The 16,911-nt window shown below is 71.8% G+C and carries 16 protein-coding genes and 4 tRNA genes; 10 read left to right on the forward strand and 10 right to left on the reverse strand.

What is annotated here, in order from left to right:
• Positions 1 to 46: 46 nt before the first annotated feature.
• A complete protein-coding gene (locus SROS_RS29630; protein WP_012892605.1) occupies positions 47 to 802 on the forward strand; it encodes a PaaX family transcriptional regulator C-terminal domain-containing protein in 756 nt (251 codons plus the stop codon).
• A gap of 101 nt (positions 803 to 903) precedes the next feature.
• On the opposite strand, the gene SROS_RS51285 is transcribed toward SROS_RS29630, so the two are convergent.
• The 5 genes from SROS_RS51285 to SROS_RS29655 all read right to left on the reverse strand — a co-directional run bounded on the left by SROS_RS51285 (position 904) and on the right by SROS_RS29655 (position 5,657).
• Positions 904 to 1,188: a hypothetical protein gene (locus SROS_RS51285; protein ID WP_012892606.1), complete on the reverse strand. Its 285-nt coding sequence runs from the start codon at positions 1,186 to 1,188 to the stop codon at positions 904 to 906.
• Positions 1,189 to 1,257: 69 nt separating this feature from the next.
• Positions 1,258 to 2,154 (reverse strand): TIGR03564 family F420-dependent LLM class oxidoreductase, encoded by an 897-nt coding sequence (locus SROS_RS29640; protein ID WP_012892607.1) that lies wholly within the window; start codon positions 2,152 to 2,154, stop codon positions 1,258 to 1,260.
• 65 nt (positions 2,155 to 2,219) lie between these two features.
• Positions 2,220 to 4,301, reverse strand: coding sequence for a beta-glucosidase family protein (locus SROS_RS29645; protein ID WP_012892608.1), 2,082 nt, complete (start codon positions 4,299 to 4,301; stop codon positions 2,220 to 2,222).
• A gap of 254 nt (positions 4,302 to 4,555) precedes the next feature.
• Positions 4,556 to 5,218: a potassium channel family protein gene (locus SROS_RS29650; protein ID WP_012892609.1), complete on the reverse strand. Its 663-nt coding sequence runs from the start codon at positions 5,216 to 5,218 to the stop codon at positions 4,556 to 4,558.
• A 367-nt stretch (positions 5,219 to 5,585) separates the two neighbouring features.
• Positions 5,586 to 5,657 (reverse strand) — tRNA-Val (locus SROS_RS29655).
• Between the two features lie 459 nt (positions 5,658 to 6,116).
• Here SROS_RS29655 and SROS_RS29660 point away from each other — a divergent pair.
• Positions 6,117 to 6,533: an SsgA family sporulation/cell division regulator gene (locus tag SROS_RS29660; protein ID WP_012892610.1), complete on the forward strand. Its 417-nt coding sequence runs from the start codon at positions 6,117 to 6,119 to the stop codon at positions 6,531 to 6,533.
• 82 nt (positions 6,534 to 6,615) lie between these two features.
• Here the strand turns inward: SROS_RS29660 and SROS_RS29665 are convergent, their stop codons facing one another.
• Positions 6,616 to 7,203, reverse strand: coding sequence for a DUF305 domain-containing protein (locus SROS_RS29665; RefSeq protein ID WP_148269241.1), 588 nt, complete (start codon positions 7,201 to 7,203; stop codon positions 6,616 to 6,618).
• A gap of 130 nt (positions 7,204 to 7,333) precedes the next feature.
• Here SROS_RS29665 and SROS_RS29670 point away from each other — a divergent pair, with 130 nt between their 5' ends.
• Positions 7,334 to 8,686, forward strand: a complete 1,353-nt coding sequence (locus SROS_RS29670) for an LVIVD repeat-containing protein (protein ID WP_012892612.1) — start codon at positions 7,334 to 7,336, stop codon at positions 8,684 to 8,686.
• A gap of 4 nt (positions 8,687 to 8,690) precedes the next feature.
• Here the strand turns inward: SROS_RS29670 and SROS_RS29675 are convergent, their stop codons facing one another.
• From SROS_RS29675 to SROS_RS29685, 3 genes are read right to left on the reverse strand one after another with little or no spacing between them, the layout of a single operon-like run.
• Complete coding sequence (locus SROS_RS29675) at positions 8,691 to 9,521, reverse strand: aminotransferase class IV (RefSeq protein ID WP_012892613.1); 831 nt, start codon at positions 9,519 to 9,521, stop codon at positions 8,691 to 8,693.
• Positions 9,518 to 10,540, reverse strand: coding sequence for a chorismate-binding protein (locus tag SROS_RS29680; RefSeq protein WP_012892614.1), 1,023 nt, complete (start codon positions 10,538 to 10,540; stop codon positions 9,518 to 9,520). Before SROS_RS29680 ends, SROS_RS29675 begins: the two co-directional genes overlap by 4 nt.
• A gap of 4 nt (positions 10,541 to 10,544) precedes the next feature.
• Positions 10,545 to 11,432 carry a LysR family transcriptional regulator gene (locus tag SROS_RS29685; RefSeq protein WP_012892615.1) on the reverse strand — a complete coding sequence of 296 codons (888 nt, stop codon included), beginning with the start codon at positions 11,430 to 11,432 and terminating at the stop codon, positions 10,545 to 10,547.
• A 73-nt stretch (positions 11,433 to 11,505) separates the two neighbouring features.
• Between SROS_RS29685 and SROS_RS29690 the strand changes: the two genes are divergently transcribed.
• Positions 11,506 to 12,714 (forward strand): NAD(P)-binding domain-containing protein, encoded by a 1,209-nt coding sequence (locus SROS_RS29690; protein WP_012892616.1) that lies wholly within the window; start codon positions 11,506 to 11,508, stop codon positions 12,712 to 12,714.
• Here the strand turns inward: SROS_RS29690 and hutH are convergent.
• Positions 12,695 to 14,242 carry a histidine ammonia-lyase gene (gene hutH, locus SROS_RS29695; RefSeq protein ID WP_012892617.1) on the reverse strand — a complete coding sequence of 516 codons (1,548 nt, stop codon included), beginning with the start codon at positions 14,240 to 14,242 and terminating at the stop codon, positions 12,695 to 12,697. The genes SROS_RS29690 and hutH overlap by 20 nt on opposite strands.
• Before the next feature lie 234 nt (positions 14,243 to 14,476).
• Between hutH and SROS_RS29700 the strand changes: the two genes are divergently transcribed.
• The 6 genes from SROS_RS29700 (at position 14,477) to SROS_RS29725 (ending at position 16,726) form a co-directional block, all read left to right on the forward strand.
• Positions 14,477 to 14,950 carry a hypothetical protein gene (locus tag SROS_RS29700; RefSeq protein ID WP_043657023.1) on the forward strand — a complete coding sequence of 158 codons (474 nt, stop codon included), beginning with the start codon at positions 14,477 to 14,479 and terminating at the stop codon, positions 14,948 to 14,950.
• Positions 14,951 to 14,989: 39 nt separating this feature from the next.
• Positions 14,990 to 15,061 (forward strand) — tRNA-Gly (locus tag SROS_RS29705).
• A gap of 25 nt (positions 15,062 to 15,086) precedes the next feature.
• A tRNA-Cys gene (locus SROS_RS29710) sits at positions 15,087 to 15,157 on the forward strand.
• 13 nt (positions 15,158 to 15,170) lie between these two features.
• Positions 15,171 to 15,245: transfer RNA gene (locus tag SROS_RS29715), tRNA-Val, on the forward strand.
• A gap of 236 nt (positions 15,246 to 15,481) precedes the next feature.
• Positions 15,482 to 15,802, forward strand: coding sequence for a VOC family protein (locus SROS_RS29720; protein WP_012892619.1), 321 nt, complete (start codon positions 15,482 to 15,484; stop codon positions 15,800 to 15,802).
• Positions 15,803 to 16,048: 246 nt separating this feature from the next.
• The gene (locus SROS_RS29725; protein WP_012892620.1) at positions 16,049 to 16,726 is read left to right on the forward strand and encodes a pyridoxamine 5'-phosphate oxidase family protein; all 678 of its coding nucleotides are present in this window, start codon (positions 16,049 to 16,051) and stop codon (positions 16,724 to 16,726) included.
• The last annotated feature ends 185 nt before the right edge of the window (positions 16,727 to 16,911 follow it).

Below are 16,911 nucleotides of genomic sequence, written 5' to 3' on the forward strand. Positions count from 1 at the left end.
GAAAAGATGTAATCCCCGGATGGACGACTAAACTCGGCGGCTAGCGATGACGAACGAAGACGACCCGCTCGGGCTCCGGCCGCTGACCGCGCGCTCGGTCATCCTCAGCACGCTGCTGGGCACCCACCCCCCGCGGCTGAGGGCAGGCCGCCTGGTCCGCGTGGGCGCCCTGTTCGGCATCTCCGAGGGCACGGTCCGGGTCGCGCTGTCACGCATGGTCGCCGCGGGCGACCTCGGCCAGCCGGACGGCTTCTACGAGCTCAGCGAGCGCCTCCGCCTGCGGCAGGCCCGCCAGGACGAGAGCCGCTCGCCCAGCACCCGCGCCTGGGACGGCGCGTGGGAGGTCGCGATCGTGACCGCCGAGCGGCGGCCCGCCGCCGAACGGGCCGCGCTCCGGGAGGCCATGGCGGCGCTGCGCCTGGCCGAGATCCGCGAGGGCGTGTGGATGCGGCCGGACAACCTGAGCAGGGACCGGCCCGCCGTCGTCGCCGGCCAGTGCGCCTTCCTGCGGGCGGTCCCGGAGGAGGACCCCGCCCGGCTGGCGGGATCCCTGTGGGACCTGCCCGCCTGGGCCCGGCACGCGCGGGCGCTGCAGAGCGCCTTCGACGCGGCGGCCACCATCTCCGGCCGGTTCGCCCTGGCCGCCGCCGCGCTGCGTCACCTGCTGGCCGACCCCCTGCTGCCGGCCGGCCTGCTGCCCGGCGACTGGCCCGGCGACGGCCTCAGGCACCGCTACGACCTGTTCGAGGCCGAGTTCGGGGCCCTCGTCCGCGACCACCTGCGGGCCACGGACGGCCCGTAGACCGCCGATCACCCGCGTGACGCGGACCGTCCGCGGATCACGGGCCGCCTGTAGATCACGACCGGCCGCGGATGGAGCATGATTGCCTCCATGCCGGAAAATCAGAACTCGCTGTGGTCCATCGGCTCCAAGAACTCGATCCTGTCCGTCGGGTCGACGGGCTCGATCCTGTCCGTCGGGTCCGCGGGCTCGATCCTGTCCGTCGGATCCCTGGGATCCGCCGGCTCGGCGCTGTCGGTCGGGTCGATCGGCTCGGTCGCCTCCGCCTTCTCGATCGGATCGGCGCTGTCGGTCGGGTCGATCGGCTCGGCCACGTCGGCCTTCTCCATCGGCTCGGCGCTGTCGGTCGGCTCGACCCTGTCGGCGCTCACCCGCTGGGCCGTCATGTCCTGGTGGTCCGGGAGGCGGGCCCCGCGATCCCGCGCGGGCGGGGCGGGGCCCTCCGGGGCGAGCTCCTAGAGCAGGGTTCTGAGGAACTCCCGGGTCCGGCGGTCCGAGGTGTATTCGGCGGCCACGAAGTCGGTGACCCCCGCCTGGGCGAGCGACTCGATCTGGGCGGCCACCGCGTCCTCGTCGCCGACGATCGCCACGTCGGCCGGGCCCGCGGCCCCCTCCCTGTCGAGCACCGCCCGGTAGGACGGCAGCTGGCCGTAGATCTCGAACACCTCGCCCGCGCGCGCCCTGGCGGCCTCCACGTCGCCGGTGACGCAGATCGGGAGCGTGCAGACGATCCTCGGCGCGGGCCGCCCGGCGGCGCGGGCGGCCTCGGTGACGGCGGGCACCACGTGTTCGGCCACGGTCTTGGGACCGGTCATCCACAGCACGGTGCCGTCGGCCAGCTCGCCGGCCAGCCCGAGCATGCGCGGGGCCAGCGCGGCGATGAGCACGGGCATGTCCCCGGAGCCCGGCGTGGTCAGCCCGAGCTGCGCCTTGAGGGTCTCCCCCTCGAACGCCACCTGCTCCCCGCGCACGAGCGGCACCAGGACCGACAGGTATTCGCGCATGTGCCGGGCGGGCCTGTCGAAGCTGTAGCCGTACACGCCCTCGATGACGATCTGGTGTGACAGGCCGATGCCGAGCGCGAGCCGCCCGTCCAGGGCGGCGTTGGCCGTGAGCGCCTGCTGGGCGAGCACCGCCGGGTGGCGCGGGTAGGTGGGGACGACGCCGGTGCCGAGTTCGATCCCCGGCACCTGGCTGCCGGCCACGGCCAGCGCGGTCAGCGCGTCGAGGCCGAAGATGTTGGACATCCACGCCGAGGAGAAGCCGTCGTCGGCGGCGCGGGCGATCCGCCCCCGGAGCCTGCCCAGCACGTCCTGCCCCTGGGGCTCGTCGATCAACAGTCCGATCCGCATGACTACCGAACTCCATTCTAGTAGTTGCGCCCAGTCTAGGGCGCGCCCCCGGCGGCATCGGCTGTTCAGCGGGTCAACGTCCCGCTGAGGGGGAGATCCCGCGAGGAGGCGCCCACCTGGACGGTGTGGTCGCCGCGCACGGTACTCCACCCCTGGGACGTCCAGACCTGAAAGGCCCGCTCCGGGAGCCGGAAGGCGACGGTCGCCGACTCCCCCGGCGCGAGCCGGAGCCTGGCGAACCCGCGGAGCTGCCGGGGCGGCTCTCCCGCCTCCGGCGGGAACCCGAGATACAGCTGCGGTACGGCGACGCCCGCGCGTGAGCCCGTGTTGGTCACCCTGGCCCGCACCGTGGCCCCGGAGATCGACAGGGAGTCGTAGGAGAAGCTCGTGTAGGACAGGCCGTGCCCGAAGGGGAACAGCGGCGTGAGGCCGGTCGCGTCGAAGTGCCGGTAGCCGACCCGCAGCCGCTCGCTGTAGACCTGCCGGTGACCGACCCCGGGAAACTGCTCGGGAGTGCTCGCCGGGTAGTCGGCGGCACGGGCGGCGAACGTCATCGGCAGGCGACCGCCGGGGTCGGCGTCGCCGTACAGCACGGCCGCGAGCGCGTTGCCGAGCTCCTGCCCCCCGATGAAGGCCGAGACCACGCCCTTGACCCGGCCGGCCCAGGGCATGAGGACCTGCGCGGGGGAGGTCAGCACGACGACCGTACGCGGATTGGCCGCGGCGACGGTCTCGATCAGCGTCTCCATGTTGCCCGGCAGCCCGAGGTCCGGCCTGTCCTCCCCCTCCTGGGAGGACAGGCCCACCACGACCACGGCGACGTCGGCCCGCCGGGCCGCGTCGGCGGCGTCGCGCAGCCGCTTGTCGACATCCCAGGGCAGCGCCCCCTCCGCGTCTCCCGGCGAGTAGGTCGCGGTGCCTCCGGCCCTGGCGTCGAGGCCCTGGTACGGCGTGACCACGTAGGGCGGCAGCACCCGGCCGGAGCCGGCGGAGGTGATCTCGACGTTGTCGTGCGCGGCGGTCCCGATGACGGCGATCCGGCCGCCGGTGAGCGGCAGGATCCCGTCTCGGTTCTTGAGCAGGACGGTGCCGGAGACCGCGATGTCGCGGGCCAGGGCGGTGTGCTCGGGGGTGCGGACGTCCCGGTCCGGCGCGCCGTACCCGGTCTCGAAGAGCCCGTCGGCGAACATCGGCGTGAGCACGCGCCGGGCCATGTCGTCGAGCCGCGCGGCGGGGAACGTCCCCAGGGCGATCCCCACCTTGAGGTTCGCGGCGAACAGCGGGTCGTCCGGCATCGCCTGGTCCAGGCCGGCCAGGGCGGCCTTCTGCCCGCTCCGGGTGGCCAGCCAGTCGGACATGACCCAGCCCCCGAAGCCCATGGAGTCCTTCAGAGCGGCGGTGAGCGTCTGGGGGTTCTCGCAGGCGAACGGGCCGTTGACCCTGTTGTAGGCGCACATGACCGCGCCGGCCCCGGCGGTGACGGCGGCCTCGAAGGGCGGGTAGTAGATCTCCCGCAGCGTCCGCTCGTCGATCACGGCGTCGACCCGCATGCGGTCGGTCTCCTGGTTGTTGCCGACGTAGTGCTTGACGGCGGCGATGACGTTCTGCCCCCGGATCCCGGCGACCTCCTCCCCCGCCATCGCGGAGGCGAGATAGGGGTCCTCCCCGAAGCTCTCCCAGGCCCTTCCCGACTGCGGCACCCGCAGGATGTCCACGGCGGGGGCGAGGTGGACGTTGACGCCCTTGCCCCTCGCCTCGGCGCCGAGCGCGGCCCCGAACCGGCGGGCGAGGGAGGTGTCCCAGGTGGCGGCCAGGGTGACCGGCGCGGGGAAGGCGGTCACACCGCTCACGTCGCTCACGCCGTGCGGGCCGTCGTGCATGCGGAGCTCGGGGATGCCCAGGCGGGGAACGGGCGCCACCCGTCCCCGGGGGATCAGCCCGAGGCCGTGCCCGCGGACCATGTTCAGCTTCTCGTCCTGCGTCATCGCGCCGAGCAGGAGCTCCACGCGCTCTGCGACGGGCCTGGCGGGGTCCAGCCAGGGGTGGCCGGGGCCTTCGCCGGCGGCCGTCGCGGGGGGACGCAGCAGCGCGGCCGCCAGGACCGCGGCCACCGCGAGCGCTCGGGGAACGTGACGGAGGTCGGGCATGGTCCCTCCCGGCAGGCCGGTGCCACAGCGGTCAGGAGGCGATTGTGATCGCGTTCACCGGCCCCGATCTATGGCCTCCCGCCAAAAACGGGGAGCGCGCGATGTGACGGGGGGACAGAGTCGCCCCTCCCCGCGCGGCCGGGAGTGCGTGGCCGGCGGCCGGATCCCGGTTCACGGCCAGGAGTGGACGGTCTCCAGCCCGGGAACGCGTGTTTCACGGTGGAACCGCGTGGTCCGCGGCCGCGGGCGGCCGGTCACGGCAGCTCGGTGAACCGCTCCACCTGCTCGACCGTGCCCGCGATGATGATCACGTCCCCGTAGCTCAGGACGGTGTCCGCCGCGGCGTAGGTGAACTCGTCGTGCTGGCCCTTGACGCAGACCACGGTCACCCCGTATTTGCGGCGCAGGCCGGACCGCGCGAGGGGGACGCCGACGAACTCCCGGGGAGGCTTGGTCTTGACCAGCGCGTAGTTGCCGTCCACCCCCATGTAGTCGAGCATCCGCCCGTTCAGCAGGCGGGCCAGGCGTTCCCCCATGTCGTGCTCGGGAAGGATCACGTGGTGGGCGCCCACGCGCTCCAGGATGCGCCCGTGATCGCGGCTGACCGCCTTGGCCCAGACGTCCTCGATCTCCAGCTCGACCAGCAGGGACGTGGTGAGAATGCTGGACTCGATGTCGGTGCCGATGGCGACCACCGCCCGATAGTAGTCGGGCACGCCGAGCTGGCGCAGGGCCTCCAGGTCGGTGGAGTCCGCGGCGACGACATGGGTGAGCTTGCCCGCCAGGCTCTGCACCACCTTGGGGCGGCTGTCGATGGCCAGCACCTCGGTGCCCCTGCGGGCGAGCTCCACGGCGAGCGAGCTGCCGAACCTGCCGAGCCCGACCACCACGACGGGATCGTTTCCTCTGCCAGCCAACGGTCGTCTTCTCCCCGTGAGTCCCCAGCTGAGGGAGGACACGCTAACGCAAAAGCACGCAAGCCGACGGTGTCCTGTGTCCTGTTTCCTCGGCGACGTTCGGTGTGAGGGATGCCCGCTCGCCGGTCACCCACTCGGCGGCGCCGTGGCCGACGCCCTCGGTGGCGCGGGGTGACCGCGGCCGGCCGGGGTCCGCCTCCGGCGGAGGCGGAAGGATGACCATGACGAGAGGAGCCGTACCGCTGAGGGCGGGTTTTCGAGATCTACCCCCGCAAGGCTCCCAAAATCGGACATCGATCGGCCCCGGAAAGCAAAAAGCCCGGAGATTGTTGGCAACCTCCGGGCCTCTACCTGCGTCTACTACCTGTGGGCGATACTGGGATCGAACCAGTGACCTCTTCGGTGTGAACGAAGCGCTCTCCCGCTGAGCTAATCGCCCGCCCCGTCTGGCTCCTCGCGGTGCCGACGTGGAAAACCATACCGCAATCCGGGAGCGCTGGCGAAGCGGCGCCGGGACCAGAGATGATCACGAGGGGCGACACGGTCATGAACCAAAGGTCTGGGGATGCGTCCGGCGGGGGGCTACGGTGTCATAGCATCGTCCTGATCCGCAGAAGCACCGAACGACCCAAGCTGGACCTCTATCGCCCGAGACGCCCCTACAGGGGAGTCGACGGTGACCAAAACGATACGCAAAACCCTTGCAAATAAGGCCCTGTTGGCGATGTTTAGCCAGGTAGATGCCCAAATGTCGCGCTGTGATGTGTGTTACAGAAGGGCCTGGAGGCGGAATCTTTCCTACAGGTTTCTTTGTTCCGCGTCATAGCTCGGGACAGAGTCCGTCAGAGCAGTGAAAGCCCCGAAGAGGGGACCGACGACGAAAAAGGTTTGGCTGACGATGAACAGCGCCACCGTCTCTGCCGAGCTTGGCCTTCGGCTTGTGGTCCCCGACCGTACCACCGTCCCCCTGCTCGCCGGACTCAGCTACACGGCCGATGATCCTTACGCGATCAGAATGGCCTTCCATGTGGGGAACGACGAACCGGTCGAGTGGATCTTTGCCCGCGAACTGCTGACAGTCGGCATCGTGCGACGGGTCGGCGACGGAGACGTCCAGGTGTGGCCCGCGCGCGCCGACGGCGAGCGCACCCTGCACATCAGTCTCACGTCACCGTTCGGACAGGCCCTGTTCGAGGTGCCTCTGGCTCCGCTCACGGAGTTCCTGCACCGCACCTACGAGCTGGTCCCCGCCGGTCGCGAGACCGACTTCATGGACCTCGACGCCGAGCTCAGCAACATGCTCTGGAGCTCCTGACCCCACGCGCGCGGCCCGCAGGGCGGCCGGTCCACGCCGGCGCCCCGGTGTCCGCGCCCCCGGCTCCGGGACCTGGCTGCACCTAGCCCCGGAGCAGCCTCCTCATCCGGGCGATCTCGACCCCCTGCCCGGACAGCACGTCCTTGGCCGTGGCCAGCATCGCCCGGTCGGTGCCGTCCTTGAGCTGCCGCCTGGCCATGGTCATCGCCTCCTCGTGGTGGGCGATCATCAGGTTCAGGAAGAGCTCGTCGAAGGCCGCGCCCCTGGCCGCCCTGAGCCGGTTCATCTGCTCCAGGGTGACCGTGTGATCGGCGTGCCCCTCCGGAGGCCTGCCCACGGCCTTCAGCCATGAGGACAGTGCCGCGATCTCGGGCCGTTGCGCGGCGGTGATCCTGCCGGCGAGCGTCCGCAGGACCGCCGACGACGACCGGGGCGCGACCAGCGCCGCCATCTCCAGCGCCTGCCGGTGGTGCGGGATCATCCCCTCGGCGAACCGCACGTCGGCCGCCGACACGCGGGCCTCCGACGCCCCGAGCCGCTCCCCCGGCTCCGCCGTACGGCCCGCGTCGCCCGGCCCTCCCGGAATGATCACCGGGGCTCCGGTGCCCGCGACCAGCGGGGCCCGTTCTCCGGTCCCGCCCGCCGCGCAGCCGGCGAGGACCGATGTCATCGAGATCGTGACGATAACCCCATACAACCAACGCATTCCCCGCATACCTTCAATAATGGGGCAAGGTAATCGGTGTAATGGGGGCACTGTGCGATCAAGCGTGGCATTCGGATTGGTGGCGTTACTCGTTGTGGCCGGATGCGGCGCGGACGCCGAACCCGCCGTCCCCCGGGCCGCCTCCACCACGGCCACCGCGCCGGCCGCGGCCGCCTCGGCGGGCGCGACGGCCTCCGGGGACGTCACGCACAGCGCCAACGTCACGCACGTGGCCAACGTGCCGCCGCAGGCCCCGCTCGACGGCCCCCAGGCCTGGGGCACCGACCTGGCCTTCCAGGGCGACCACGCGTTCGTCGGCAACTACGACGGCTTCAGCGTGTTCGACGTGTCCGACCCTGCCAAGCCCACCGCGGTCAGCCGGGTGCTCTGCCCCGGCGAGCAGAACGACATCTCGGTGAGCGGGGACCTGCTGTTCCTGTCGGTCGACTCGCCGCGCGAGGGCCCCGACTGCGCGGCCGAATCGGGCAGGAACGGCGGCAGAGGCGGCTGGGAGGGCATCCGGATCTTCGACATCGCCGACAAGGCCCATCCCCGGTTCGTGTCGGCGGTCCGCACCGACTGCGGCTCCCACACCCACACCCTCGTCCCGGGCAAGGACGGGAAGAAGGTCTACCTCTACGTCTCCTCCCCCGGCCCGGAGCCCGAGTCGACGACCTGCCCGGCACCGCACAACAAGATCTCCGTGGTCGAGGTGCCGACCGCCGATCCCGCCGGCGCCAAGGTGGTCTCGGAGCCGGTGCTCTCCGAAGGCGACGGTGAGGACGGCCTGGGCGGCTGCCACGACATCACGGCCTACCCGGAGAAGGACCTGGCCGCCGCCGCGTGCTTCGGCGACGGGATCCTGATGGACATCTCCGACAGGGTGCACCCCAAGGTGCTCCAGCACGTGCGCGACGAGGAGAACTTCTCGATCTGGCACTCGGCCACGTTCAACAACGACGCCACCAAGGTGGTCTTCGGCGACGAGCTGGGCGGCGGTGTCAGCGCCACCTGCGACTCCGGCACGCCGAAGAACCACGGGGCGGACGCCGTGTACGACCTCAGCGAGGGCCGCGCCCTCCGGCTCCGCGGCTACTTCAAGATCCCCAGGGAGCAGCAGCCCGACGAGAACTGCGTCGCGCACAACGGGTCTCTGCTGCCGGTTCCCGGCAAGGACATCATGGTCCAGTCGTGGTACCAGGGCGGGGTGTCCATCCTGGACTTCACCGACGCGGACAACCCCCGGGAGATCGGCTTCTTCGAGCGCGGCCCCGTCGAGGGGGTCGGCGGCTCGTGGTCGGCCTACTACTACAACGGCCACATCTACTCCAGCGACATCACCAAGGGCCTGGACGTGCTCCGGATCGACGACCCGCTGACCGATCCGGCCAAGAAGGTCACGATCAAGGAGCTGAACGCCCAGACCCAGGTGTCCTACCCGCGGTGACCCGTCACGGGTCGAGGTCGGCGGCGCCGCGCTCGGCGAAGACCCGCATCGCCTTGGCGGTGATCGGGCCGGGCGCGGCCGGCAGCACGGTCTGGTCGACCGCGCGGATCGGCTGGATGTCACGGGTGGTGGAGGTCAGGAACGCCTCCTCGGCCTCGTAGAGGGCCGACAGCGGGACGTCCTCCTCGGAGCCGCCGCACCACTCCAGCGTGAGCGCCCGGGTGACCCCGGCCAGGCAGCCGGAGGACAGCGTGGGGGTGAGCAGGCGGCCCTCGCGCACGATGAAGATGTTGCTGCCGGTGCCCTCGCAGAGGTCGCCCGCCAGGTTCTGGAAGATCGCCTCGCCGCCGCCCCTGGCCTTGGCGTAGAACAGGGCCTTGGCGTTGTCCCCGTAGGAGGTGCTCTTCACCCCGGCGAGCGCGCCGCGCTCGTTGCGCGGCCAGGGCACGACGGTGACGTCGGCGGTGGCCGGGAACGGCTTCTGCTCGTCGACGATCACCACCGTGGTGCAGCCCTTGTCCCCCCGGTCGGACCCGAGCGGGCCGGGGCCGCTGGTGTAGGTGACCCGGATCCGGCCGAGCTGCCACGGGGGCGCCTCGGCCAGGCAGGCGCGGATGCCCTCGGTGATCGCGTCGACGTCGGGCTCGGGCAGGTCCATCCGCTGGGCGGAGAGCCGGAGCCGGTCGAGGTGGCGGGTGAGGGCGAAGGAGGCGCCGTTGACGCACTTGATGGTCTCGAAGACGCCGTCCCCGACCATCAGACCGTGGTCGAACACCGAGACGGTGGCCTGCTCCGGATCGATAAGTTTCCCGTTGACCCATACGGGCACGTTCATACGACTCCTCCTGAACCTGCTGAACCTGACGTGGAAGCGAGCGCGATGAGCCGGGAGGCCTTCAACTCGGTCTCGCGCCACTCGCGCTCCGGATCACTGCCCCAGGTTATGCCCGCGCCCGTGCCGAAGTGGATATCGCCGGACGAGAGCCAGAAGGTGCGGATGCCCACGGCCAGCGACGCTCGGTGCCGGTCTGCGTCGACCCAGCCCACAGTCCCACAGTACGGCCCGCGTGGCCCGGGTTCGAGTTCATTGATGATGCTCAGGGCAGAAGATTTCGGGGCACCGGTCACCGAGCCAGGAGGAAAGGTCGCGGAGAACAGGTCCGGCCAGCCGAATTCCGGCGCGAGCCGGGCCCGGACGGTCGAGACCAGGTGCACCAGGCCGGGATGCTCCTCGACCTCGCACAGCGCCGGCACGCTCACCGAGCCGACCGTGGCGACCCGCCCCAGGTCGTTGCGGACCAGGTCGACGATCATCACGTTCTCCGCGTAGTCCTTCTCCAGCAGGTCCTCCGCGGTGACCCCGGTCCCCTTGATCGGCCTGGACTCGATCGCGTCACCGTCCCTGGCCAGGTAGAGCTCGGGCGAGGCCGACACCACGCCCAGGCCGGGCAGGCTCACCGTGGCGGCGTGGGGTGCAGGGTTGCCCTCGGCCAGCCGTACGGCCAGCGCGGGCAGGTCCGGGTCCCCGGGCAGTGGCGCGGTCAGCACCCGGCACAGGTTGGCCTGGTAGACCTCGCCCCGCTCGATGTAGGCGCGGATGCGGCGCACGCCGTCCTCGTAGGCGGCCCGGTCCAGCGAGCTCCGCCACGACGACGGGTGCGGCCCGCGCCAGGGTCCGCGGGGCACGGGCAGCGGGGCGGGCCGGACGTCGTCGAACCTGGCGCACGTGACCTTGCCCTCGTAGTCGACCACGACGGCCCACCAGCCCTCGCCGTCGAGTGCGGCCAGGTCGGTGGTGATGTCGCGGAGCCGGGTGGCCAAACGGCCACCTACATGCGCAAATGAGTCATGCACTCCGCTATTGTCCCGCCGCCTCGGACAGCAGGCGTACCAGCGTGCGGGCCGCGGGCAGCGGCGCGCCCGGCAGGGCGGCGTAGACGGTCCGGTGCGGGGCGAGATCGCCCAGGGAGCGGAGCACGAGCTCGGGCGGCACGGCCGGCGCGGCGATGGCGGGCACCAGCGTGATCCCGAGCCCTGCCGCGACGAACCCGAACTTGCCGGTCCACTCGGCGATCCTGACCGTGGCGCGGGGCGCGAACCCGGCGCGGGCGCACGCCTCTTCGAGCCTGGTCGTCCGGCCGGGCGGGGGCGCCTCGATCCAGGTCTCCTCCCGCAGCTCGCGCAGGTCGACGCTCTCCCGCCCCGCCAGCCGATGGTCTCCGGGCAGCGCGACCAGCAGTTCGTCCTCCACCAGCGGGATGATCTCCACCTCGTCGTCGTACGGCAGGCCGGACGGGTAGTCGCTGACCACGGCGACGTCCAGCTCACCCTCGCGCATCCGGCGCAGCAGGCCGCCGCTGGGCCCCTCGACCGGGGCGAGGCCGACCTCGGGGAACTCCCGCCGGAAGGCCCGCAGGGCACCCGGGACCAGCGCGACGTTGGCGGTGGCGAACGCCCCGACGCGCAGCCGCCCGCTGTAGCCGCCGTGGATGCCGGCCAGCTCGTCGGCGGCTCTGGCCAGCCGGTTCAGCACCACCCGCGCGTGCTGGTGGAGCGTCTCACCGGCGGGCGTCAGCCGTACCCCGCGCGCGAGCCGGTCGAACAGCGGGCCGCCCGCCTGCTGTTCGAGGGAGGCGATGCGCCGGGAGACCGCGGACTGGGTGTAGTTGAGCCGGGCCGCCGCCCCGGTGAAGGATCCGGCGCGGGCCACCGCGTCCAGCAGGCGCAGCGCTTCGATGTCGAACACATTCCTCCTTCGCATGGCTTACATGCAATCTAGTCGCTGGTGGAATACCTTGGCCGTCCCTACCGTGGATCACATGATTTCTTTTCTTGGTCTGGGACATATGGGTGCCCTCATGGCACGGCGGCTCGTGGAGGCCGGGCACAAGGTGACGGTGTGGAACCGCACCCCGCGCACGGTCGAGGGGGCTTTCAGCGCGGCGTCCCCCGCCGAGGCCGTGGCGGAGGCGGAGCTGGTCGTCACCATGCTCAGCGACCCCGCCGCGGTGCGCCGGGTGCTCGCCGACGCTGCCCCCGGCCTGCGGCCGGGGGCGCTGGTCGTGGAGATGTCGACGATCGGGCCCGAGGCGGTGGCCGAGCTCCGCGACAGGCTCCCCTCGCAGGTGGGACTGGTCGACGCGCCGGTGCTGGGCAGCGTGCAGCCCGCGCGGGACGGCACGCTGACGGTGCTGGCCGGCGGGCTGCCGGAGGACCTGGCGCGCTGCCGGGAGGTGCTCGGGGTGTTCGGCCACGTCCGGGAGGCCGGAGGGCCCGGCGCGGGCGCCGCGATGAAGCTGGCGGTGATGAGCGCGCTGGTGCCCGCCCAGGTGCTGCTCGCCGAGACCCTCGCCTACGGTGAGGCGACCGGCGTGGACACGGCGGCGCTGCTGGACGTGCTCGGCGAGACCCCGCTGGGAACGCTCGTCGAGCGGATCCGCCCGGCCGTCGAGAACGGCCCGTTCGAGACGCGTTACGCCCTCGGCCTGGCGGCCAAGGACCTGGTGCTGGCCTCGCACCCGGCGCAGACGCTCGCGGCGGCGGCCAGGGACAGGCTCCTGGGCGCCGCGGCCGCCGGGCTGGGTGACAGGGACCTGACGGCCGTCTTCGGGCACGTCGGCGCGGCCCGCCGCGCGGGCGTGCGGAAGCTGAACCCGGCGACGGTCCCGGCGACCAACGGTCTCTACTCCCATGCCACCAGGACCGGAGACCTGCTGTTCGTCTCCGGTCAGGTGGCGCTGGACGAGGCCGGCCAGGTCGTCGGCGAGGGCGACATGACGCGCCAGTCGGAACACGTGATGGAGTCGCTGGCGCGCATCCTCGCCGACCAGGGGTGCACGTTCGACGACGTGACCCACATCCGGACGCATCTCACGGACATGTCGCTGCTGCCGGAGTACGGGGCCGTCCGGCGCCGGCACATCACCGGCGAGCCCCCGGCCAGCACGACCGTGGAGGTGTCACGGCTGTTCCGGCCGGGGCTGCTGATCGAGGTGGAGGTGATCGCCGCTATCCCAGCGGGCCGGTGACCGACTCCGCCGCGACGACGACGGTGTTGTCGGCGACGAGCCGGACCACCGCCTCGATCTCCGGGGCGAGGAAGCGGTCCGGACCGGGGCCGGGGACCGACTGGCGCAGGGAGGCGACCACGGCCCCGGTCGCGGGGGCGGGCCGGTGCGGCGCCCGCAGGTCGAGAGCCCGTGCCGCGGTGAGGATCTCCACCGCGAGCACCCGGGTCAGGCCGTCCACCGAGCGGCGCAGCTTGCGGGCCGCCGACCAGCCCATGGAGACGTGGTCCTCCTGCATGGCGGAGCTCGGGATGGAGTCCACGCTGGCGGGCACGGCCAGGCGCTTGAGCTCGGAGACGATCGCGGCCTGGGTGTACTGGGCGATCATGTGCCCGGAGTCCACGCCGGGGTCGTCGGCGAGGAAGGCGGGCAGGCCGTGGCTGCGGGCCACGTCGAGCATGCGGTCGGTACGGCGCTCGGAGATGCTCGCCATGTCGGCGACCGCGATGGCGAGGAAGTCGAGCACGTAGCCCACGGGGGCGCCGTGGAAGTTGCCGTTGGACTCCACCCGGCCGTCGGCGAGGACCACCGGGTTGTCGATCGCGGAGGCGAGCTCCCGCGAGGCGACCGCGGCGGCGTGCGCGAGGGTGTCGCGGGCGGCTCCGGCGACCTGCGGGGCGCAGCGCAGGGAGTAGGCGTCCTGGACGCGGGTGCAGGTGCCGTCCCGGTGCGAGTCCATGATCCCGGAGTCCGCCAGCAGGGCCCGGAGGTTGGCGGCGCTGGCCGCCTGTCCCGGGTGCGGGCGCAGGGCCTGCAGGTCGGCGGCGAAGACGCGGTCGGTGCCGAGCAGCGCCTCCACGCTCATGGCCGCGCTGACGTCGGCGGTCTTGAACAGGCGGCCGAGGTCGTCCATGGCCAGGATCAGCATGCCGAGCATGCCGTCGGTGCCGTTGATGAGCGCGAGGCCCTCCTTGGCGGCGAGCTCGACGGGCTCGATGCCCGCCTGCTTCAGCGCCTCGGCGGCGTCCACACGCTCTCCGGACGCGTCGCGGACGACGCCCTCGCCCATGATCGTGAGCGCGACGTGGGAGAGCGGCGCGAGGTCGCCGGAGCAGCCGAGGCTGCCGTACTCGTGCACCACGGGGGTGATGCGGGCGTTGAGCAGGTCCTGGAGCACCTTGGCTGTCTTCGGCCGCACGCCGGTGTGCCCGGTGGCCAGGGTGTGCAGGCGCAGCAGCATCAGCGCCCGGGTGACCTCGATCTCCACCTCGGGACCGGAGCCCGCCGCGTGCGATCGGACCAGGGAGCGCTGCAACTGGGCACGGAGTGAGGGGTCGATGTGCCGGGTGGCCAGGGCCCCGAACCCGGTCGACACCCCGTAGGCGGGGGTGGGGCTCTCGGCGAGCTCGTCCACGCGGGTGCGGGCCGCGGCCATGGCCGCCACGGCGTCGTCGGTGAGACGTACCGCGGCGCCGTGCCGGGCCACCCTGACGACCTCGTCGAAGCTCAGCGGCTCCGGACCGATGTTCACGACCTCGTTGTCGCGCATGGTGTCACTCTCTCGCACTAGGTAACTGGCGTATGCGATGTTAGCCCCTTACAGGGGGAGATCACCGCTATGCCCTCCCTGCCGGATTCCGTGACCTCCATCATCCGCCGCGCCGCGCGGCGGCGACACCCGTGCGGACCGGAAAAGGCCCTGGTCGGCGCCCGCTCTGGCCGTGACGTGTACCTCGGCCACACTTCGACGCCGGCCGAAGCGTTCTCCGGTCACGATCGGAGCATGCCGAACAACCCCGCACAGCTCGTCGCCGACGCCGTCGACCGCTGCCTCACCCTCGCCGAGACGTGGCTCGCCTGGGACGGCCGGCCGATCGTGACGGACGGAGCCAACCTCTGGACACCGGCGAAGGCCGCACGCCGGATCCAGGACCATCTGGTCGACCACCTCGCCGAGGTGGAGGCGCTGCTGGCGGGGGCCACTCCCCTGCCCGACACCTGGCACGGCCGGACGGTGACCCTCGACTCCGACTGGTCCCGCTTCGCGGAGCTCGACCTCTCCGAGGCCCGATCCCGCTGGACCCGCCTCGGCGCGTCCTACGTGCACCGTTACTCGGCAGCCGGCCCCGAGGCATGGGATCTCCCCCGCGACCCCAACTGGACCCTGCGGCTGATCGCCGAGCACGTGGCCGGGATCACCTGGTACGCCGAGCAGGTCGGCGCGCTCCGGTTTGGGGAGTCGGCGAGTATTCGCTAGAGTTCTATGCGTGAGGCCGGGCCGAGCCCGGAAACACGCGCGGAAGTGGCTCAGTGGTAGAGCATCACCTTGCCAAGGTGAGGGTCGCGGGTTCGAATCCCGTCTTCCGCTCGAAGGGCTTTAGGGCTCTCACTCCGGTGGAGTGGCCGAGAGGCGAGGCAACGGCCTGCAAAGCCGTGTACACGGGTTCAAATCCCGTCTCCACCTCTGGCTTCGACGAGGACGATTAGCTCAGCGGGAGAGCGCTTCCCTGACACGGAAGAGGTCACAGGTTCAATCCCTGTATCGTCCACCACCGCCCATGGCGTCCATGGGCCCAGGTCGGAAGGCCGCCGACACCCCGGCTCGGGGTGTCGGCGGCCTTCCGGCTTTCCCCGCGGGTCTCCGATTGTCCGGTGTCCTTCCGGACGCGGCGCCGGTGGTGTTCCGGCCTGCGCACGATCCGGCAGACGAGGCGCCCGGCCCTGAGATCGTGGAGGCCGCTCCGGCGATCGGGAGGCGGCGGGGATCGCGGGCGTTCACAATGATCCGGTGCGGCAGACCCTTCTGGTGATCTACACCTCCCGGCTGGAGGAGTGCCGTGACTTCTACGGTGCCCTCGGCCTGACCTTTCACGCGGAGCAGCACGGCGGCGGGCCACGGCACTACGCGGCCACGCTGCCGGACGGAGCGGTCTTCGAGATCTACCCGGCCGGCGGGGCCGGGGAGACCGGCGGGCTCCGGCTCGGGTTCGCGGTCGCCGACGCCGCCGCCGGTCCCGGACGGTACCTCCTGCGCGACCCTGACGGCCGTGCGGTCGAGCTCCAGGTCGGCGTGGGCGTCGACGGCATCGGCGGCGTCGGCGGCGGCTGAGCCTTCGTGGCCGGGCACGGAGTTAATCATTCGGTCCGCAGGGTACGGAGGTCTGCAGGAGCGTGACCGGACTCGCCGTCGTGGCGTGCGCCTGCCTGACCGTGCCCCGGAAACGAGGGCCGCAGCTCCAGCCATCACAGGGCGTCCGGGAGGGCGCCACCGCCGAGGGCCTTCACCGGGTGCCGCGGACGTCGCGCCGGGTCTCCCGCACGGCCGCCACCCCGGGTCCGCGAGCAAGGGAATTCCATGACCGAACACATCTCGGCCCCGGGGGATCTGGGCCGCCGGATCGCACACCGCCGCAAGTCCCTCGGTATGAGCCGTGAGCAGCTGGCCGAACGGGCCAGGATCGATCCCGGCTACCTCGGCTACCTGGAGGAGAACGCCGCCTCGCCCGGCACGAGCACCGTCAACCAGCTCGCCGCGGCCCTGGGCACCAGCAGCGACGAGCTGCTCGGCGGCAGCGTGGACCTGCCACCGGGGCGCGGCCCCGCGGGCGCGCGGCCGCACCTGGAGAAACTGGACCCCGACGAGTGCATGCGGCTGATCTCCCCCGGCGGCGTGGGGCGGGTGGCCTTCGACACCCCCACCGGGCCGGTGATCCTGCCGGTCAACTACGTGGTCCACGACGGGGCCCTGCTGCTGCGCACCGCGCTCGGAGGCCCGCTGGACGAGGATCTGCGCACCGGCGTCAAGGGGGTCGAGTTCAAGATCGCCTTCGAGATCGACCGCATCGACGACCCCAACAGGCAGGGCTGGAGCGTGCTCGTCCGAGGCCCCGCCCATCACATCTCCTCCGAGGAGGAGCAGGCGGCCGTGACGGGCGTGGACGTCGAACCGTGGGCGGGCGGCGAGCGCAAGCTCTACATCCGCATCACCCCCGTCGAGATCACCGGCCGCCGTATCCGGCACGACCCGGCGTAGTCCACAACCCGGCGTGCTTCGCAGTCCGGCATGGTCCATCCGGGGGGCCCGGTAGCAATGGCGGAAAATCCAACGAAGCTGGCATTGACCTGCGGTTTCTTCACAGCAGGCCGGACAGCCCAAGCTGAATCATCTTCCTGCACACGCAGGTCAGGCCCTACTTCGTTGGATTCACGGCCGAAACT

This window comes from Streptosporangium roseum DSM 43021 (assembly GCF_000024865.1).
Taxonomy (GTDB): Bacteria; Actinomycetota; Actinomycetes; order Streptosporangiales; family Streptosporangiaceae; genus Streptosporangium; species Streptosporangium roseum.

What these genes read in the sequence shown, in the direction of transcription:
- SROS_RS51285 (WP_012892606.1), bottom strand. Translation starts at nt 1,188, where the DNA reads ATGACGGCCCAGCGGGTGAGCGCCGACAGGGTCGAGCCGACCGACAGC.
- SROS_RS29645 (WP_012892608.1), bottom strand. Translation starts at nt 4,301, where the DNA reads ATGCCCGACCTCCGTCACGTTCCCCGAGCGCTCGCGGTGGCCGCGGTC.
- SROS_RS29630 (WP_012892605.1), top strand. Translation starts at nt 47, where the DNA reads ATGACGAACGAAGACGACCCGCTCGGGCTCCGGCCGCTGACCGCGCGC.
- SROS_RS29675 (WP_012892613.1), bottom strand. Translation starts at nt 9,521, where the DNA reads ATGAACGTGCCCGTATGGGTCAACGGGAAACTTATCGATCCGGAGCAG.
- SROS_RS29660 (WP_012892610.1), top strand. Translation starts at nt 6,117, where the DNA reads ATGAACAGCGCCACCGTCTCTGCCGAGCTTGGCCTTCGGCTTGTGGTC.
- SROS_RS29665 (WP_148269241.1), bottom strand. Translation starts at nt 7,203, where the DNA reads ATGACATCGGTCCTCGCCGGCTGCGCGGCGGGCGGGACCGGAGAACGG.
- SROS_RS29725 (WP_012892620.1), top strand. Translation starts at nt 16,049, where the DNA reads ATGACCGAACACATCTCGGCCCCGGGGGATCTGGGCCGCCGGATCGCA.
- hutH (WP_012892617.1), bottom strand. Translation starts at nt 14,242, where the DNA reads ATGCGCGACAACGAGGTCGTGAACATCGGTCCGGAGCCGCTGAGCTTC.
- SROS_RS29690 (WP_012892616.1), top strand. Translation starts at nt 11,506, where the DNA reads ATGATTTCTTTTCTTGGTCTGGGACATATGGGTGCCCTCATGGCACGG.
- SROS_RS29640 (WP_012892607.1), bottom strand. Translation starts at nt 2,154, where the DNA reads ATGCGGATCGGACTGTTGATCGACGAGCCCCAGGGGCAGGACGTGCTG.
- SROS_RS29700 (WP_043657023.1), top strand. Translation starts at nt 14,477, where the DNA reads ATGCCGAACAACCCCGCACAGCTCGTCGCCGACGCCGTCGACCGCTGC.